Annotated in this window: 16 protein-coding genes; 8 read left to right on the top strand and 8 right to left on the bottom strand. The window is 70.8% G+C overall.

The window, feature by feature from the left end; translation table 11 throughout:
* Nucleotide 1 precedes the first annotated feature (1 nt).
* Genes AB0J09_RS12015 through AB0J09_RS12000 form a run of 4 tightly spaced genes read left to right on the top strand, consistent with a single transcriptional unit; the run spans nt 2 to nt 4,884 of the window.
* Nucleotides 2-1,033, top strand: coding sequence for a sugar ABC transporter substrate-binding protein (locus AB0J09_RS12015; RefSeq protein ID WP_360689051.1), 1,032 nt, complete (start codon nt 2-4; stop codon nt 1,031-1,033).
* Between the two features lie 6 nt (nt 1,034-1,039).
* Nucleotides 1,040-2,581 (top strand): ATP-binding cassette domain-containing protein, encoded by a 1,542-nt coding sequence (locus tag AB0J09_RS12010; RefSeq protein WP_360689049.1) that lies wholly within the window; start codon nt 1,040-1,042, stop codon nt 2,579-2,581.
* On the top strand, nt 2,578-3,540 hold the full coding sequence (locus AB0J09_RS12005) for an ABC transporter permease (protein WP_360689047.1): 963 nt from the start codon (nt 2,578-2,580) through the stop codon (nt 3,538-3,540). The genes AB0J09_RS12010 and AB0J09_RS12005 overlap by 4 nt, the downstream gene beginning before the upstream one ends.
* A gap of 21 nt (nt 3,541-3,561) precedes the next feature.
* Complete coding sequence (locus tag AB0J09_RS12000; RefSeq protein WP_360689045.1) at nt 3,562-4,884, top strand: hydantoinase/oxoprolinase N-terminal domain-containing protein; 1,323 nt, start codon at nt 3,562-3,564, stop codon at nt 4,882-4,884.
* Nucleotides 4,885-4,975: 91 nt separating this feature from the next.
* On the opposite strand, the gene AB0J09_RS11995 is transcribed toward AB0J09_RS12000, so the two are convergent.
* The 3 genes from AB0J09_RS11995 to AB0J09_RS11985 are packed head-to-tail and all read right to left on the bottom strand — an operon-like array spanning nt 4,976 to nt 8,404.
* Entirely contained in the window at nt 4,976-5,821 is an 846-nt protein-coding gene (locus AB0J09_RS11995) for a geranyl diphosphate 2-C-methyltransferase (protein WP_360689043.1), read from the bottom strand.
* A 17-nt stretch (nt 5,822-5,838) separates the two neighbouring features.
* Nucleotides 5,839-7,005, bottom strand: coding sequence for a family 2 encapsulin nanocompartment cargo protein terpene cyclase (locus AB0J09_RS11990; protein WP_360689041.1), 1,167 nt, complete (start codon nt 7,003-7,005; stop codon nt 5,839-5,841).
* 13 nt (nt 7,006-7,018) lie between these two features.
* On the bottom strand, nt 7,019-8,404 hold the full coding sequence (locus AB0J09_RS11985; protein WP_360689039.1) for a family 2B encapsulin nanocompartment shell protein: 1,386 nt from the start codon (nt 8,402-8,404) through the stop codon (nt 7,019-7,021).
* Between the two features lie 262 nt (nt 8,405-8,666).
* Between AB0J09_RS11985 and AB0J09_RS11980 the strand changes: the two genes are divergently transcribed.
* The 4 genes from AB0J09_RS11980 to AB0J09_RS11965 all read left to right on the top strand — a co-directional run bounded on the left by AB0J09_RS11980 (nt 8,667) and on the right by AB0J09_RS11965 (nt 12,005).
* Entirely contained in the window at nt 8,667-10,037 is a 1,371-nt protein-coding gene (locus AB0J09_RS11980) for an amidase (protein WP_360689037.1), read from the top strand.
* Nucleotides 10,038-10,170: 133 nt separating this feature from the next.
* Entirely contained in the window at nt 10,171-10,620 is a 450-nt protein-coding gene (locus tag AB0J09_RS11975; RefSeq protein WP_360689035.1) for a hypothetical protein, read from the top strand.
* Between the two features lie 10 nt (nt 10,621-10,630).
* Nucleotides 10,631-11,227 carry a cell wall protein gene (locus tag AB0J09_RS11970; protein WP_360689034.1) on the top strand — a complete coding sequence of 199 codons (597 nt, stop codon included), beginning with the start codon at nt 10,631-10,633 and terminating at the stop codon, nt 11,225-11,227.
* Nucleotides 11,228-11,237: 10 nt separating this feature from the next.
* On the top strand, nt 11,238-12,005 hold the full coding sequence (locus AB0J09_RS11965; protein ID WP_360689032.1) for a MauE/DoxX family redox-associated membrane protein: 768 nt from the start codon (nt 11,238-11,240) through the stop codon (nt 12,003-12,005).
* A gap of 523 nt (nt 12,006-12,528) precedes the next feature.
* Here the strand turns inward: AB0J09_RS11965 and AB0J09_RS11960 are convergent.
* The 5 genes from AB0J09_RS11960 to AB0J09_RS11940 all read right to left on the bottom strand — a co-directional run.
* Nucleotides 12,529-13,149, bottom strand: coding sequence for a VOC family protein (locus AB0J09_RS11960; RefSeq protein WP_360689030.1), 621 nt, complete (start codon nt 13,147-13,149; stop codon nt 12,529-12,531).
* Complete coding sequence (locus AB0J09_RS11955) at nt 13,146-13,721, bottom strand: alkylhydroperoxidase domain protein (RefSeq protein WP_360689028.1); 576 nt, start codon at nt 13,719-13,721, stop codon at nt 13,146-13,148. Before AB0J09_RS11955 ends, AB0J09_RS11960 begins: the two co-directional genes overlap by 4 nt.
* Nucleotides 13,718-14,308, bottom strand: a complete 591-nt coding sequence (locus tag AB0J09_RS11950; RefSeq protein ID WP_360689026.1) for a CMD domain protein — start codon at nt 14,306-14,308, stop codon at nt 13,718-13,720. Before AB0J09_RS11950 ends, AB0J09_RS11955 begins: the two co-directional genes overlap by 4 nt.
* On the bottom strand, nt 14,305-15,297 hold the full coding sequence (locus AB0J09_RS11945) for a putative FMN-dependent luciferase-like monooxygenase (RefSeq protein ID WP_360689024.1): 993 nt from the start codon (nt 15,295-15,297) through the stop codon (nt 14,305-14,307). The genes AB0J09_RS11950 and AB0J09_RS11945 overlap by 4 nt, the downstream gene beginning before the upstream one ends.
* Nucleotides 15,294-16,419: ABC transporter ATP-binding protein (locus AB0J09_RS11940; RefSeq protein ID WP_360689022.1), on the bottom strand; the 1,126-nt coding region annotated here is incomplete at its 5' end. The genes AB0J09_RS11945 and AB0J09_RS11940, both read right to left, overlap by 4 nt.

Here is a 16,419-nt window from a genome sequence, read left to right as displayed (position 1 = left end):
CATGCCGAACAGAGTTCTCCCCGCCGTCGCCGCGCTCGCGGTGGCCTGCCTGGCCACCGCCTGCGGGGGCTCCACCGCTGCCACCGAATCGGCTGGCTCGTCCTCGTCCGCCTCGGGCAAGACGATCTGGTACGCCGACGTCATCGAGGCCAACCCGGTCTCGCAGGCCATCACCCAGGCCGTCAACACGCCGCTCACGGCCGCGGGCGCCACCATGACCCGCTCGTTCTCGGTCAACAACACGACCGGCTCGATCGACCCCGCGGTGCAGGCCGAGGCACTGACCCGCGCGATCGGCACGCAGCCCGCCGCCATCGCCTACTTCGTGCTCGACTCCAAGTCGATGAAGCCGCAGGTGCAGCGGGCCCGCGACAAAGGCATCCCGGTCTTCGCCGCGCTGGGCAAGCCGGAAGGCTTCGACGTCAACGGCTACATCACCAACCCCGACGAGGAGCAGGGCTACCAGGCGGCCAAGTACCTGGCCGATCATCTGCCGAAGGGCGCCAAGATCGCACTCATCGGCGGGCCCGTGACGCCGAACGTCACCGCCGAGCTGGCCGGCGCCCAGCGCGCGCTGAAGGAAGCGGGCGCCACCATCGTCGGCAACCTCGATCAGCAGCGCAACCTGCAGGACAACGCGGCAGGCGGCCAGACAGTCATGCAGGGCATCCTGCAGCGCGAGCCGGACGTCCAGGGCGTCTTCGTCTACAACGACGACAGCGCGCTCGGGGCCATCGCCGCCGCCAAGCAATCGGGCAAGAAGATCCGGTTCACCAGCCGGAACGGCACGGCCGACGCGATCGCCGCGATCAAGGCCGGAGACCTGCTGGCCACCTGCGACCTGAAGCCGGTCGAGATCGGCAAGGCGCTCGGCCAGGCCATGGTCGACCACCTCAGCGGCGTCAAGACCTACGACAACAACGCGCAGATCCCAGGGCCGCCTGCCGACCAGTGCATGGTCGACAAGGACAACGTCGCGGGCTGGAAGCCCGCCGAGGAACTGATCAAGTTCCAGACCATCAAGACGGGTTGAGACCGGATGCGCCCGCTGATCGGCCTCGACCAGGTGTCGGTGGCCTTCCCGGGAACGCTCGCGCTCGACCGGGTCTCGTTGCAGGTGTTTCCCGGTGACGTGCTCGCCGTGATCGGGGCCAACGGCTCCGGTAAGACCACGCTGCTCACCACACTCACGGGACTGCGCGCACCAACCGGCGGCACCGTGGTCGACGCCGATGGCCCGGTACGGCTGCGCGGCCCGGCCGACGCTCTCACCCGGGGCGTGGCGCTGGTGCCGCAGGAGCCGCAGCTCGCCACCTCGCTGCCGGTCTGGGAGAACCTGCTCATCGGGCACGGCGGTCTGCGCGGCGCCGCTCCCGGGCGTGCGGCTCGGGCCAGAGCGCGCGCTCTCGTAGCTGAGGCGCTTCCGCACGTCGACCCCGGGACGCCTGCCGGGCAACTGCGCAAGGCCGACCGGGCGATCGTGGCGTTGCTGCGCGCGCAGTCGTCGCGGCCGAAGGTGCTCGCTCTGGACGAGCCCACCGCGGTGCTCGGCGACCGCGGCGTGGAGATCGTCGCGGAGGCCACCTCCAGGCTTCGTGCCGAGGGTGGGGCGGTGGTGCTGGTCAGTCACCGGTTGCGGGACATCGTCCGGCTGGCTACCCGGGTGGCTGTGCTGGTGGACGGCCGGCTCGTGCACGACGCCCCGATCGGCGAGGTGTCCGTCGAGGAGCTGGTGGAGACCATGGCCGCGGGCCGTCCTGCTTCGGCGCAGGTCACCGCCCGCGTCACCGGTGAGCGCCCCAGCGGCGGCTCCGCCGTACCCAGAGCACGTGAGCACAGGCTGTCGGTCGAGGTGCTGGCCGTACGCGGGCTTCGTGAGCACGGCCTCTCCGTGGACGAGCTGACCGTGCGGGCGGGCGAGATCGTCGGGCTGGCCGGGCTGGCAGGCAGCGGACGGTCGCGGTTGTGCCGGCTCGTCGCCGGAGCGTCGGGCGGGTCGGCGCCGGTGACGTTCCTCGGCGGACCGCTCCCGAGCGACACCCGGGCCTCGCGCCGCGCAGGCATCGCCTACCTGCCCGAGGACCGGGCGAACGAGTCGGTGTTCGCCGGCCTGACCGTCGCCCGCAACCTGGAGATCGCCGACGTGGTGCCGGCCGGGCTGGGCACCCTGTTCGGCCCGAGACCCGACCGGAGCCGCACAGCCCGGACGATCTCCGAATTCGGGATCAAGACAGCCTCCCACCAGACCGAGATCACCGCGCTGAGCGGCGGAAACCAGCAGCGGGCCGTACTCGCGCGAGTCCTCGCCCACCAGCCCAGGCTCCTGGTCGCCGACGAGCCCACCCAGGGTGTGGACCGGACCGGCCGCGCGGCCATCCACACAATGATCCGGCGGTTCGCCGAGTCCGGCGGCGCCGTACTGGTGGTCAGCTCCGAGTTCGAGGAGCTGCAGGAGCTCGCCGACAGCCTGCACGTCATCAGGGACGGCCGGGTCGTCGCGCGGCGACCGCCTGACTGCGAGTACCGCGAGCTGGTGGCTCTGGCCACCGGAGCCCGCGACGAGAAGGAAGCAGAGCAATGACCGTTGACCAGGCCGTGGCCGCCCCCACCCGCCCGAGGTTCCGCGCCTCGGTCGAACTTGCCTTCCCCGCCGCGCTGCTGGTGCTGCTGGTAGGAGCGGTGATCGCCTTCCCCTCGTTCCGGGTGGTCGGCACCTACCTGGACATCCTGTCCTTCTCCTCCGTGCTCTTCATCATCGCGATCGGCCAGACTCTGGTGGTCATCGGCCGCGGCGTCGACCTGTCGGTCGGGTCGATGGCGGGCCTGGCCGGTGCGGTGTTCGCCACGCTGACCGTGAGCGGCTGGTCGTCGGCCGCGGCTGCAGGAGTCGCGCTGCTGCTCGGGCTGGCTGTCGGCGCGATCGCGCACGGCCTGCTGATCACCAAGCTGGGCATCTCCTTCATGATCGTGACGCTCGGCACCTACTCCCTGCTGCGCAGCCAGGCCCAGGTGGTCCTGGAGGGCAAGAGCATCACGATCGACGTGGGCTGGCTGGACGCGCTGTCGAACGGCCGCGTGCTCGGCATCCCCTCGGTGGTGCTCCTCGCCGCCGGCCTCTACCTGGTCGCCGTGCTGATCCTGCGCTGCACCGGCTTCGGCCGGGCCCTGTACGCCACCGGCTCCAACCCGCTGGCCGCCAGGCTCGCCGGGCTGCCGATCGACCGGGTCACCATCATCGCCTTCGCGGTCAGCGGCCTGTTCGCCGCGCTGGCCGGGCTGCTCACCGTGGGCCAGCTCGGATCGGCCCAGCCTGGCGGCGGCGCCGGGCTGGAGCTCACCGCGATCGCCGCGGTGCTGCTCGGCGGCACCCGCTTCTCCGGCGGGTTCGGCAGCGTCACCAGGACCCTGGTCGGTGTCCTGTTCCTGGCCGTGCTCAACAACGTCCTGTACGCCGCCGGGGTCTCCTCCTTCTGGCAGGGGACCGCCTCCGGCGCCGTGCTGATCGCTGCCGTCGCCATCGACCGCAGCCGCAAGGAATAAGCCCCCTCAAGGAGTCTGTCAGTGAAACTCGGAATCGATGTCGGTGGCACGAACACCGACGCGGTCCTGCTCGACGGGCATGCCGTGCTCTCCTCGGCCAAGGCGCCCACCAGCCCCGACGTCACGCGCGGCATCGTCGGAGCCATCCAGGCCGCGGCGGGCGAGCGCGACCTGTCGCGGATCGAGGCGGTGCTGATCGGCACCACCCACTTCATCAACGCGATCACGCAGGCCAGGGGGCTGGCCAAGGTCGCCGCGATCCGCATCGCCACGCCCCCGCAGACGCTCCCGCCCATGGTGGACTGGCCCGCGGACCTGGCCCGGGCGCTCGGCCGGCACGTGTTCGTGGTGCGCGGAGGCTCTCAGTTCGACGGCCGTCCGCTCAACCCGCTCGACGAGGACGGGGCCGTCGCGATCTGGCCCCGCGTCCCCCAGACGGCCGCCCCGCAGCGCACCGGCACGGTGGCCGACCTGCCGGACGGCAAGGTAGGACCGATCAGCCACGCCTACCTGACGCCCTGCCACATTGACGACAAGCGGCGCATCATCGACTGCAGCGTCCAGGAGTGGCGTGTGGTCACCCGCACCGGCACCACCTACCGGGTGCCGCAGGCGCTCGTAGCGAGTGACATGAGCCGGGACATGCGCATCGCGGTCAGCCGGGACGGTCGCATGCTCGCCTACTACAGCCGCGAGGCCCAGGCACACGTGGTCCGTGACCTGGTGAGCGGCGCCGAGGTGACCTCGCCCGTCAAGGTGACGGAGGACCAGTTCGACCTGGGCAACCAGCTCGTGGTCTCCGACGACGGCCGGTATCTGGTCTTCGACCCGAAGGTGGGGAGCAAGAAGCCCGGAATGCTGATCGACGTACGCACCGGCAAGTCGACGACCCTGCCAGGCAAGTACGAGACCGTCACCGTCAAGGGCGGCGTCGTCGAGCTGGTCCGGTACATCAAGACCGACCTGTGGCTGATGCCCGTCACAGGCGGGGGCAAGCCGGTGCGCTTCGACGGCGTGTTCATCAACTTCAGCGAGCTCGCCCCGGACGGTCGCACGGTGGTCGCCTACGACACGAAGGACCGGACCAAGCCGGTGCTCACCCTTCTCGACGCCAAGACCGGGCGGATCCTGCGGAAGGTGACCGTCCGGGGCCTGGCGAAGCCCCGTGGCATCTTCCGCATCTCCGTCTGGCAGAGCCCGTCCGAGGTCACGGTCCTCACTCTGGACGGCGGCTACAGCAGCTACGTGGTCGACGTCAACACCGGGAAGGCCAGGCACGTGGCCGACTACTCCCCCAAGACCATGCAGGACCTGACCCTGCCCGGAACCGCTTCCGGGAAATAGCCGCACGGACGAAGACTGGGCGGACCCCTGCTCCGGGCGGTGTCAGGTCAAGCAGGGCCTGGCCGCCGGAAGGGGGGTCCGCCAGGGGTCGTCAGACGCGGTCGGCGGCGATGAGGAGGTACTGGAAGCTGCCGTCCCTGTACGCCTCGAGAAAGGCCTCCTCGATCCCCGTCGCCAGGTGGGTCTTGGCGCGAAGCTCCCAGTACGGGATGGTGGCGGCGGTGAGATCGACGACGTTGATGGGGACGAGACGGTTGGCCGCCAGCTCCTTGAAATAGGTGCTGCGGGGATGGATGTCGCAGATGTAGTGGGCGTTGATCTGACTGACGGCGCGGGACGGCAGGCCGTAGGCGTCGTTGTAACACCCGGTGATGCACACGTACCGGCCGCCGCGGCTCAGGAGGCGGGCGTGCTCGGCGAACAGCAAGGAGAGCTCGACGTACATCGTGCTCTCGTTGTTCCAGATCGCCTGGAACGATCCAGTCTCGAACCCGGTGTCCAGCATGTTGCGGAAATGGAAGCGCACCTTGTCGGCGACACCGCGCATCCTGGCCTGCTCGTTGGCGAAGACCACCTGGGACTCGGAAATGGACACGCCGTCGACGTGGCAGCCGTGCCTGAGGTTGACCAGGAGGCTGGAGCCGCCGCGGCCCGAGCCGGCGTCCAGCACCCGGTGGTCCGGCCGCAGAGGGCCGAGATTGGTGATGAGGGTGTCGGCCTGCGCGTGCTCGAGCCGGTGGAGCTCCTCGACGACTCGTTGCCGGCGGGTCGCCTCCGGACCCTCCAGGACCGACCAGTCCGCTTCTCCGAGGCCGTAGTGGTGGTGGTAAATGCCGTCGACCTCGCCCAGGCGCAGGTTGACCGGGTTCTGCTCCGAGTTCCAATAGTCGGCGACCGAGTGCTGGTAGAAGGTGCTGAGGACGGGTGTGGCCGTCATCGGCGGAGCTCCTTTCTCTATGACTTGTAGCGGCTGGTGGTGCTGTGCCATTCGAGGCAGCCGGCCATCCACGCCTGCGCCCCGCGCAGGAAACGCTTCAGTTCGACGGACGGGACGGTGGCGAGTTGTCGCTGGCTGGCTTCGAAGCCTCGGACGAAGTCGTTGTGCATGGCGACGGCGCGTTCCGTCGCCTCGCGGATGGAGCAGCCCTCTTCCGCGGCGATGAGCAGGATCACGTTGGAGTCGGGAAGCTCGTCGGCCGCCTCCCTGTCGACCGAGTGGAGGTCGTTGACGAGCACGCTGGCGGTGCCGGCCTGCATGAGCGCGGTGTGGAACCCGCTGTCGAAGAAGAGGTCGGCGGGCAGCTCGTACGAGCCCACGATGTCGATGAGCGTCATGGACGTGTAGAAGCTGTCGTGCTGCCGGGCGGCGAGATAGCGCCACACCGGCGGCGGCGTCTCCAGGTAGCGCCAGGCCGCGTAGGCGGTCCAGCTCACGTACATCTGGGACGTGATGTTGCAGACCCGCCCCACCTGCGAAGGGCTGGCGTGGCGGCGTACGTGGCCGGTGGCCGATCTCAGCGACACCAGGACGGGGTCCGCCTGGATCGCCTCTTCGAGCTGACGGGTGTAGTCGCCCGCGGGCGGGGGTGGGTCCATGGCCGACGTCACGAGGGCGAGCCGCGGCGGGAGCTCGGTCGGCGTCGCGCCGAGGTCGGTCTCGTCGGCGTAGTAGTCGTCGGCGGCCCACCAGGCGGCGTTCATCTGGGCCGCGACCAGCAGCAGGTCGGGGTCGTCGGTGTCGGGGTGGACGAGCATGGCCAGCCGCCCGTACCCGGTCGCCCGGAACTCCTCCATCCGCCCCTCGTGGATGCCGGCCCGCTCCGCCCAGGCCGCCAGCCGCCGGTCCACCTCGTCGGCGAGCTCCTGGTCGTCCCTGACGGTCTCGGGGCAGTACAGCGGCGGGTACGACCCGTCGCCCCACTGCCGCTCCCGGTACGGCAGCGGGGCGAGGCTGTGCTGGTAGGCCGCGCTGCGAAGCGCCTGCGCGGGGTCCAGTGGGACGGGCCTGGGGGGCTCGTGCCCGTCGCCTTCGCCGGGCCGTGACACGGGATGGCGGTCCAGCGGTGGCAGGTGCAGCGCGGAGGTCCCCAGGCCGGTGGGGCCTGCTGCGATGTCGGGCATGACGTCGCCCTTCCTAGACGCGCGGGGCCGCGATGTCGACGTTCTCGAGGATCCCGATCGCGTCGGGCACCAGGATCGCCGCCGAGTAGTAGGCGCTGACCAGGTACGACATCACGGCCTGCGGGTTGATCTCCATGAACCGCACGTTCAGCCCCGGCTCGTGCTCCTCCGGGATGCCGGTCTGGTAGAGGCCCACGACCCCCTGGTCCTCCTCTCCCGTGCGCAGGGCCATGATGGAGGTGGTGTTGTTCTCCGAGATCGGGATCTTGCCGCAAGGGAAGATCGGGACCCCTCGCCAGGCCGGGATCTCGTGGCCGTCCACGTCCGCGCTGCCGGGCACCAGCCCGCGCTTGTTGCACTCTCTGAAGAACGCGGCGATCGCCTTGGGGTGGGCGAGCAGCAACCGGGTCTTGCGGCGCATGCTGATCAGGTCGTCCAGGTCGTCGGGGGTTGGAGGGCCCGACCAGGTGCTGATCCGCTGGTCGTACTCCGTGTTGTGCAGCAGGCCGAACTCGCGGTTGTTGAGCAGCTCCCACTCCTGGCGCTCGCGGATCTCGTGGATCGTCAGGCGCAGCTGCTGCTCGAGCTGGCTCATGGGGTCGTTGTAGAGGTCGGCCACGCGCGTGTGGACCCGCAGGACGGTCTGCGTGACGTTGAGCTCGTACTCGCGGGGATGGAGGTCGTAGTCCACGAACGTGCCGTCGATCGTCGGCTCGCCGACGTGCCCGGACGCGATCGCGACGGCCGCCTCCCCACGGCGGTTGACGGGCTTGCGCGTCTCCTCCAGATACCGCTCGACGTGCTCCCGCAGTGCGGGCGAGCCGTCGAGCAGCCGCTGGAGCTCGGCCTGCGGCGACACCAGGATCGTGCCGGTGGTGGCGGCCTTGACCGTGTACGGCCAGCGCGGGTTCTCGTGCTCGAGCACCTCGTCGCCCAGGTGCTCGCCGTCGGTGGTGACGCCGAGGAGCTGCCTGTCCCCGTAGTCGCCGGTGGCCAGCCGGTTGAGCCGGCCGTGGGCGATGACGTACGTCTCGGTGATCGGGGCGCCGGCCTCGGCGATGACGTCGCCTGCCTGGAACTCCCGCGGCGCGAACGTCGCGGCGATCGCCGTCAGCACGTCGAGGTCGTCGAAGCCGCGCAGCGGGGGAAGCTCCGGGAGCGTCTCGGGGATGATGCGGACGTCGTCCGCCCCGTTCAGCACCACGCTCACCCGGCCGCGCCCGACCCGGTGCGTCAGCCTGCGGTTGACCCGGTACGTTCCGCCGCTCACGTCGACCCACGGCAGCCTGCGCAGCAGCCAGCGGGAGGTGATGGCCTGCATCTGCGGGCGCGTCTTGGTGGTGGTGGCCAGGTTGCGCGCGGCCCGAGTGTCCAGGCTCAAGCGCGGCTCCGTTGACATGTTCCCTCGCAATCGATCGCCTGTGACAGCAGGTGTTCATGAGGCATCCACTACTGAACGTAGTCAGGCTGGATCATTGCGTAGAGTTGCCTGATGGTCACGTAGCGCTAACCTCGATGCGAGAGTGATCTAGCGACGGCGGCTCACTCGTTGTGCTCGGCCTGCCCTGCCGCACGCCCGCCGACGCCATGAGTCCTCTCTCACTGCGCGGGTATGGCCAACGTGCTGTCCTTCGGCCCCGCCCATCACCAGGAAGGACTACATGCCGACACCTACCGGCCCAGGCACTGGCCGGCGGCCGCCCTATTTCGGCCGGCTCGGCTACTTCGCCGGCCGGACGATCTCCGAGCTCGCACAGGACCTGCGCGAGGGGCGCACCACGTCGGTGGAGCTCACCAGGCACGCGATCGACGCAATCGCGGCGCTCGACACGGCCCTCAACGCGTTCGTCACCGTGGACGCGGAGGGCGCGACGGCCGCGGCGAGCCACGCCGACAGCGAGCTGGCGCGCGGCCTCGACCGGGGACCGCTGCACGGCCTGCCCACCGGGGTGAAGGACGTCATCATGGTGGCGGGCCTGCCCGCGACCATGGGTTCGCGGCACTTCGCCGGTTATATCCCGGACGCCGACGCCGCCTGCGTGGCCCTCCTGCGCCAGGCCGGGGCCGTCATCGTCGGCAAGACCAACACACACGAGTTCGCGTACGGTCCGACCGGTGACCGCTCGGCCGCAGGCCCGGCTCTCAACCCACGGGACATCTCTCGCATGCCGGGCGGATCCAGCAGCGGCAGCGCGATCGCAGTGGCGGCAGGCATGGTCCCGCTCGCCCTCGGCACCGACACCGACGGCTCGACCCGCATCCCCGCGGCACTGTGCGGGGTCGCGGGCTTCAAGCCCGCGTACGGGGTGATCCCGGTGGAGGGCGTCTTCCCCTCGGCGCACTCCCTGGACCACGTCGGCCTGCTCGCGGGAGACGCGCAGGACTGCCTCATCGCCTACCGGTCCCTCACACCGGTCCACCCCGATACGGGCGCGGGCGCACCGCGTGCGGACTGGCTCGACCCGGGCGCCCTCTTCCCCTGCGACCCGCGCGTGACCCGTACGGCACGGCAGGCGCTGGAGGCCGGGACCGGCCCGCTGGAGGAGCGGCGGCTGTCGCCGGAGGACGCCGGTGACCTGCACGAGACGTTCACCGCGATCCAGAGCAGTGAGGTGGCGGCCGTGCACGCGGATCGCATGGCGGACCAGCCCTCACTGTTCGACAGCGAGGTGCTCCAGCGCCTGCGGACCGCCGCCACGGTCCCGGGGTGGCGGTACGTACGCGCCTTGCGGGCCAGGACCCGGCTGGCCGAAGCGGCCGGCGCGCTGTTCGAGCACCATGACGTGATCGCGATGCCGACCGTCCCCATCACCGCCCCGCCCCTCGGTCGAAGGGAGCTCGAAGTGGGCGGCACGCTGGTCGCCGTCCGAGACGCCCTGCTCTCGCTGACCAGCCCGTGGAGCCTGCTGGGCCTGCCCGCGCTGAGCGTCCCCGCCGGAACGGTGGACGGCCTGCCGGTCGGGCTCCAGCTCGTCTGCCGTCCCGGACATGAGCACCTGCTCTTCCGAACCGCGGCTGACGTGACGTCATGAGGGCCGCATAACCGGCGTGAGGAGCCCTCAAAAAATGGGCATTGACGAAAAATCCTTACATGGTACTCATAGATCAAGTCGGAAAGCTTCAGGACCGTCGAGACCGTCCAGAGCTCACCCAAGGAGGACGCGCATGGCGCGCACCCAGCCCCCCGACACCCCCATCGACTTATACGCCGCGGTCCAAGGAGAGGTCTCCTGGTTCTGCTGCGGCACCGCCTGGGGACCGTGCAGCACGACAGGCAAAGGCGCCTGCGGCACCTGCAACTCCGGCAGCATGCAGCACGCGTGGCCCAACACCTCCGACGCCTGCTGGGCCATCACGCATCCCGACACCTGCGGGGTCAGCCTCTCCCGCAGAACCTGCGGTTTCCAGCACCGCACCACGAATCTGTGCAGCGGCGTCAGCGTCGTCACCTCCATCGCCGACTGCGGCCCGCAGACCGACCTGTTCTGCGGCGAGCGCAGCTGCTGCGGCTCGACCTGCGCCAGCAACCGGCTGGTCGACCTCACGCCCGCGGCGTACAGCAAGATCGCCAGCCTCTCGACCGGCCTGCGGCCGTGCTCGATCGACGTGGCGTGAGGGGGCGACGATGACCAGCAGAAGAGAGATGCTCAAGTCCGCCCTGCTCGGCGGCGGTGCCACCGTCGTCGCCGCGACCGCGCTGGGCTCGCTCGGCCCGGAGGCGGCCTTCGCCAACGCTGCGCCCGACGTCGAGCCGGGCTCCCCCGACCCCAACTTCGCCGAGGGCAGGATCCGCTCGATCAAGGACAACACGCTCCTCGTCCTGGGCTCGAACATGGTGTTCCACAACATCAAGATCGTGGACGGCACGAGCCTGTGGAAGCTCGGCCCCGTTCCGTTCGACGAGGCCAAGCCGGGAGACGGCCTGTACGCCCGCGGCGTGCGGATGCCGGACGGCGTGCTGGCCGCCGAGTCGGTGTGGCTCAACATCGTCAACATCAAGGGCCACATCAAGAACATCACCGACAAGACACTCCACCTCGATCACAACGGGCAAGAGGTGCTGTGCCACGTCGTAGTCGGCAAGTCGGTCGCGGTGCACTCCGAGTCGCCGCCCACCGCGGACCTGTCGATGCTGAGGGTGGCCCAGCACGTGCAGATCCTCGGCGCCTGGCGGCCGGACACGAACGAGGTCGACATCGCAACCGTCTTCTCCCCCCACTAGGAGTCAGCCGATGCACGGGATCGCCGCGACGCAGCCGTACGTGATCGCCCTGTTCCTTGTCTGGGCGGGCCTGATGAAGCTGTTCAGCCGCAGGATGCGGGCGCGGGCCGGGCAGACCGCCCTGGCCCGGCTGGTCGGCGCGGCGCGCGCGGTCCCGGCGCTCCGGCTCGTCGGAGTGATCGAGCTCGCGGTGGCCGCCGCGCTCCTGGCGCCGCCCTTCTCCCCGTGGGAGGGTGCGGCGGCCGCGCTGCTCTCCGCCGGATTCCTGGCGTATCTCACCTATTCGTACGTGGCCGCGCCCACGGCGTCGTGCGGCTGCCTGGGCGCGCACTCCCGCCCGGTCGATCTGCGTGCCTTCGCCCGCGCAGGTCTCCTGCTGGCCGCGAGCCTCCTGGCGATCCCGGCGGATCCGCAGCCTCCCCTCGTGGCGCTCGGCCTGGCGGAGGCCGTGGCCTTCATGGCCCTCTCAGCCGAGCTGGACCGCCACTGGCTCACCCCCTTGCGACAGCTCCTCGTACGGCTGCGCCGCCCGCTCGCCGTGACGCCGTCCGAGCACGTCCCGCTGGGCACCTCGCTGCACCTGCTCTACCGCAGCCCCGCGTACTGCTCGGCGTCCGCGCAGCTCACCTCGGACGTCCAGGACACGTGGGACGAGGACGGCCTGCGGTTCGTCGTCTACGGCGCTCGCGAGCGCACGGCGGTCTTCGCCGTCCCCCTCACCGGCGACGACCCCTCGGCCGTCCTGGTCACTCTCGTGGGGACAGGCCGGAGCGCGTAGCGCGAACCTTTGCGATCTTGAACACGGGCGATAACCAAGCCTGTACGCAACGCAATCACCAGGCGGCCGGGCCGGTCGTCTCAGGGCGTGGAGACCTCCAGACGGTGGTCGGGTCTGTGAAACGCCAAGCACCCCGTTCCACAACTCTCGGCGTCTGCGCCGCGAGTTCCCGCCGAAGGCGGGACGGGAATCCTCGCCGTTCACATTTACGACGGGGTGCAAAGCTTGGCTGGTGTCAGAGGCGGTGGCCGCAGATGTACTCCACGGCCACCTTCTCCGCCTACAAGGGCAGCTCCCACGTCGACTCCGAGACCGCCAAGGCGGACAACGCGAAGGTCGCGCTCTCCTTCGCCTTGTCCGACCCGGCGGGTTCACGGCCATCGATCGCGTGGTCGTGCAGGTGTGCCGGTTCAGCAGCACGCCGGTCGGGATCAGCTACTTCGGCAAGGCGGCAGAGTACAAGGCGCCCTGAGCCGTGGGACCCCGCCGTGCCCGCCCCGCCCGGGGACGGGCACGGCGCGGGTCAGCGGAGGGTCACAGCGCCCTGAGGGGTGTCGAGCACCGCCTCCAGCGCCGGTTCTGGGCCCTTCGCGACCTCCAGCACGGCGTCCACCGCAGCCAGCTCGCGGTGGAGCGCCTCCGGGTCCGGGTGGACGGCGGTGAAGGAGGCCAGGCCGAGCTGCGGGAGGCCGGAGGCGGCGGGGTGGACGGTCGCGCCCCAGTCGATGAGGAACGGCACCAGGTTGATCGAGGCCACGTCGTTCCATCTGGTCAGGCGCCACTCCAGCAGCGTCCCGGCAGGTGTCCGGCGAGACAGCGGCTGCACGTCACCGGGGTCGTAGCCGCGCTCGCGCGCCCGCCGTACCGTCGCGTCGATGTCGTCGGGCCGCACCGCCCACCGGGCGAGCCTGGGCTCGGCGAGCGCTTCCAGGCCGAACGCACGGGGTCGCGGACCCACCGCCTCGGGGTCGGGGCCGATGATCTCCAGGTACGCGGTCGGGCCCAGACCGACCAGGTAGTTGGCGGTGCCGCCGGGGTGGCGCCCGCCCGCCACCGGGGTCACCCCGGTGCGCTCGGCGAACGCGGCGACGCCCGCGACCAGGTCCGGGACCGCGTAGACGAGATGGTCGAGCTCGGCCGTCATGCGGAGGGCTCCTGCACCGGCTCACCCAGGGAGAGCATGAGGCGGTTGGCCCAGTTGAAGAAGGCCGCCGCGTGGATGACGTCGCTGATCGCCAGGTCGTCGAGGCCGGCCGCGCGCAGCGCCTCGATGTGGTCGGCGTTGAACTCGCCCGGGGTGGCGGCCAGGGCCACCGAGGCGTCGATGATCGCCTGCCACTCCCCGTCCTGAGGCGCGTTGACGCCCTCGTCGAGCAGCCGCTGCACGTCGTCGGCCCGCTTGGAGTAGTGGGCGGCGAAGCGGGAGTGCACCGAGGCGCAGAACACGCAGCCATTGCGGCGCGAGGTCGCCGTCGCCGCCAGCTCGCGCTCCGCCCGCGGCAACCCGCCGTCGGCGTTGTAGAAGATGTCGTTGTCGGTCTTCGTCCTGGCGTGCAGGATGGCCGGGTCGCGGGCCAGGAGGAGGAAGTACGGCGACTTCGCGCGGGCCTTGTCGACCAGCGCCTCGTAGTGCTCGTCGGTCAGCTCGTCGGTGGCCAGCGGCGCCAGCCACGGCTTCCAGCCGAGCTGCTCTTGAGTGAACGCCAGTTGGGTCATGAGGTCGGTCCCTTCTGCAGGTGACGCAGGCCGGCCACCACGCGGATCTGGAAGGTGAGGAAGGCGACGAGCTGCGACAACGTCACGATGCCCGTGGTGCTCCACCCCGCCCGGGCCAGCGCGTCGAGGGCCTGCGGCCCGGCCTCCCGGGGCCGGAAGACGAGCAGGTGGGCGTGCTCGAACGCGGCGGCGAGCCGTACGCCCAGCTCGGCCGGGCGCCGCGCCCGGTAACGCAGCCCCTCGTCGCTCTCCGCCGACAGCGGGCCCTCGCCCGGATAGACCCCGTACGGCCCGGTCGTGACCCCGGCCGAGACCTCCGACTCCACGACCTCCAGCAGCCCGGGCGAGAGCTCGGCCAGCCGCTCGGTGTAGAAGCCCGCGACGGCGGGATCGTGGTGCAGCCCGGCCACGAAGGCGGCCACCGCGTCCCGTTCGACGAGCGTGACCTCCTCCTCCGTCTCGGGGCTGAACAGCGCGTCGTAACTGCGCTGGGCGTGCTCGCGGGCGGCGAGCCGGTGGCCGCGCAGCCGGTCGAGGGAGGAGCCGGGCTGTATGCCCACCAGATGGTCGATGACGTCAGTGATCATGTGGAGCTCAATTCTGTGGAGGGAACCCAGCCGAGCGCGGGCGCCACCTCGGTCGCCAGCAGTTCGATCGAGCGGAGGATGAGCGGGTGCGGCGGGTCCACCGAGTGCACCTGGAGGACCAGGTCGGTGACCCGTTCGAGGGTCGGGTCGGCCTTCAGGCTCTCGATGACGTCCTGCGGCGTCCCCACATGCACGTCGAACGCGGCGATGCGCCGGTCGAGGTCGCTGTCCGGCAGCTCGAACGGCAGCCGGCCGCGCCCGAGCCCGAGCCCGGCGTACCGCAGCGCCTCGGCCCTGCTGTCGGCCACGAAAGCGGTCCGCGAGGCCATGATCCGCGGCGTCGCGCCGGGCGGCAGGTTCTCGAGGTAGCCGTCCACGATGGGCCGCTGGATCTGGGCCAGCGTGGCCTGCGGGTCCTCGGCCGGCCTGGGCTGCGTACGCGACAGCATGAGCCCGTGACCGGCCTTCCCCGCGCGTACGCCGCCGCCGGCCGAGAACGTCGCCTGCCACACCGCGTCCAGCAGCCTGGGCGCGGCCGGGTAGAGCCGGTTGCCGCCGCCGAGGTCGCCCCCGGACCAGGCGTTGAGCAGCACCGCCAGGTGCTCGGCGTAGATGGCCGAGCGGTCCGCGCTTTCGTGCCCGAACGGCGTGAACGACGAGGGCGTCCCGCCGCTGCCCACGCCGACCTCCAGCCGTCCGCCGGTCAGCAGGTCGAGCACGGCGGTGTCCTCCGCCACCCGCACCGGGTGCTCCAGCGGGAGCGTGATGATCCCGGTGCCGAGCCGGATCCGGCTGGTCCTGGCCGCGACGTGGGCGAGGAACACCAGGGGCGCCGGCAGGCCGCCCTCCGCGCCGTCGAAGTGGTGCTGCGCGACCCAGGCCGTGTCGAACCCGTATGCCTCGGCATGCGCGATCTGCTCGGTGGCCAGCCGGTAGCGCTCGCCCGCCGGCGCGTCGTCCAGCAGCCGGGTGAAGAAACCGAGCTTCATAGCGCCGGCTCCGGGATGGCGGCCAGGAGTTCGCGGGTGTATTCGTGCCGAGGGTCGGTGAAGACCTGCCGGGTCGTTCCTGATTCCACGATGGTTCCCTTGTTCATGACGGATATGGTGTGCGAGATCTGCCGCACCACCGCCAGGTCGTGCGAGATGAAGAGGTATGTCAGCCCGAGGTCGCGCTGGAGCTGTTCGAGCAGGTCGAGGATCTGCGCCTGCACGGTGACGTCGAGGGCGGAGACGGCCTCGTCGAGCACGACCACCTCGGGCCCGGCCGCCAGCGCGCGGGCGATGGCCACCCGCTGCCGCTGCCCGCCGGACAGCTCCCGCGGTTTGCGCGTGAGCACGTCCGGGGGCAGCGCCACGCGTTCCAGCAGGTCGAGCACGCGGGCACGCCGTCCGGCCCGGTCCCCCAGCCGGAAGTTACGCAACGGCTCCTCCACGATGTCGGCGATCGCCTGCCGGGGGTCCAGCGAACCGTACGGGTTCTGGTGGACGAGCTGCACGTGCCGGCGGAACGCGCGGCCCTCCCCCGCCCCGGCGATGCTCACCGTTCCCGACGTGGGCTCGGCGAACCGCACCACCATGCGGGCCGTGGTCGTCTTGCCCGATCCGGACTCCCCCACCAGCGCGTGCGTGGTGCCGCGCGCCACCTCGAACGAGACCCCGTCCACCGCGCGGAACCCCTTGAACTCCTTGACCAGGTCGCGCACCACGATCGCGTGCTCTCTCGCGGCGGGGGGATCGCGGAACGGGGACACCGACAGGGCGGGGGCGTCGTTCAGCAGGCGCTTGGTGTAGTCGGCGGCCGGGGACGCCAGCACGTCCGGTGTCGGTCCCTGCTCCTCGATCCGCCCGCCCTTCATCACGACCAGCCGGTCGGAACGGCCGGCGGCCACGGCCAGGTCGTGGGTCACCAGCAGCAGCGCGGTGCCGGACTCCGCGCGCAGGTCGTCGATGAGGTCCAGGATGCGCCGCTGTACGGTCACGTCCAGGGCGCTGGTGGGCTCGTCGGCGATGATGAGGCGGGGTTCGAGCGCGATCGCGATGGCGCCCATGGTCTCCTGCAGGTTGGCGTTGACCCGGCTCAGCGAGCGCTGCGCCCTACGGGTGCTGACC

The sequence above is a fragment of the Nonomuraea sp. NPDC049784 genome, assembly GCF_040659615.1.
In the GTDB taxonomy this organism is placed as follows: domain Bacteria; phylum Actinomycetota; class Actinomycetes; order Streptosporangiales; family Streptosporangiaceae; genus Nonomuraea.
The sequence above is the reverse complement of the archived record's forward strand: the minus strand, read 5'-3'. Positions and strand labels throughout refer to the sequence as shown.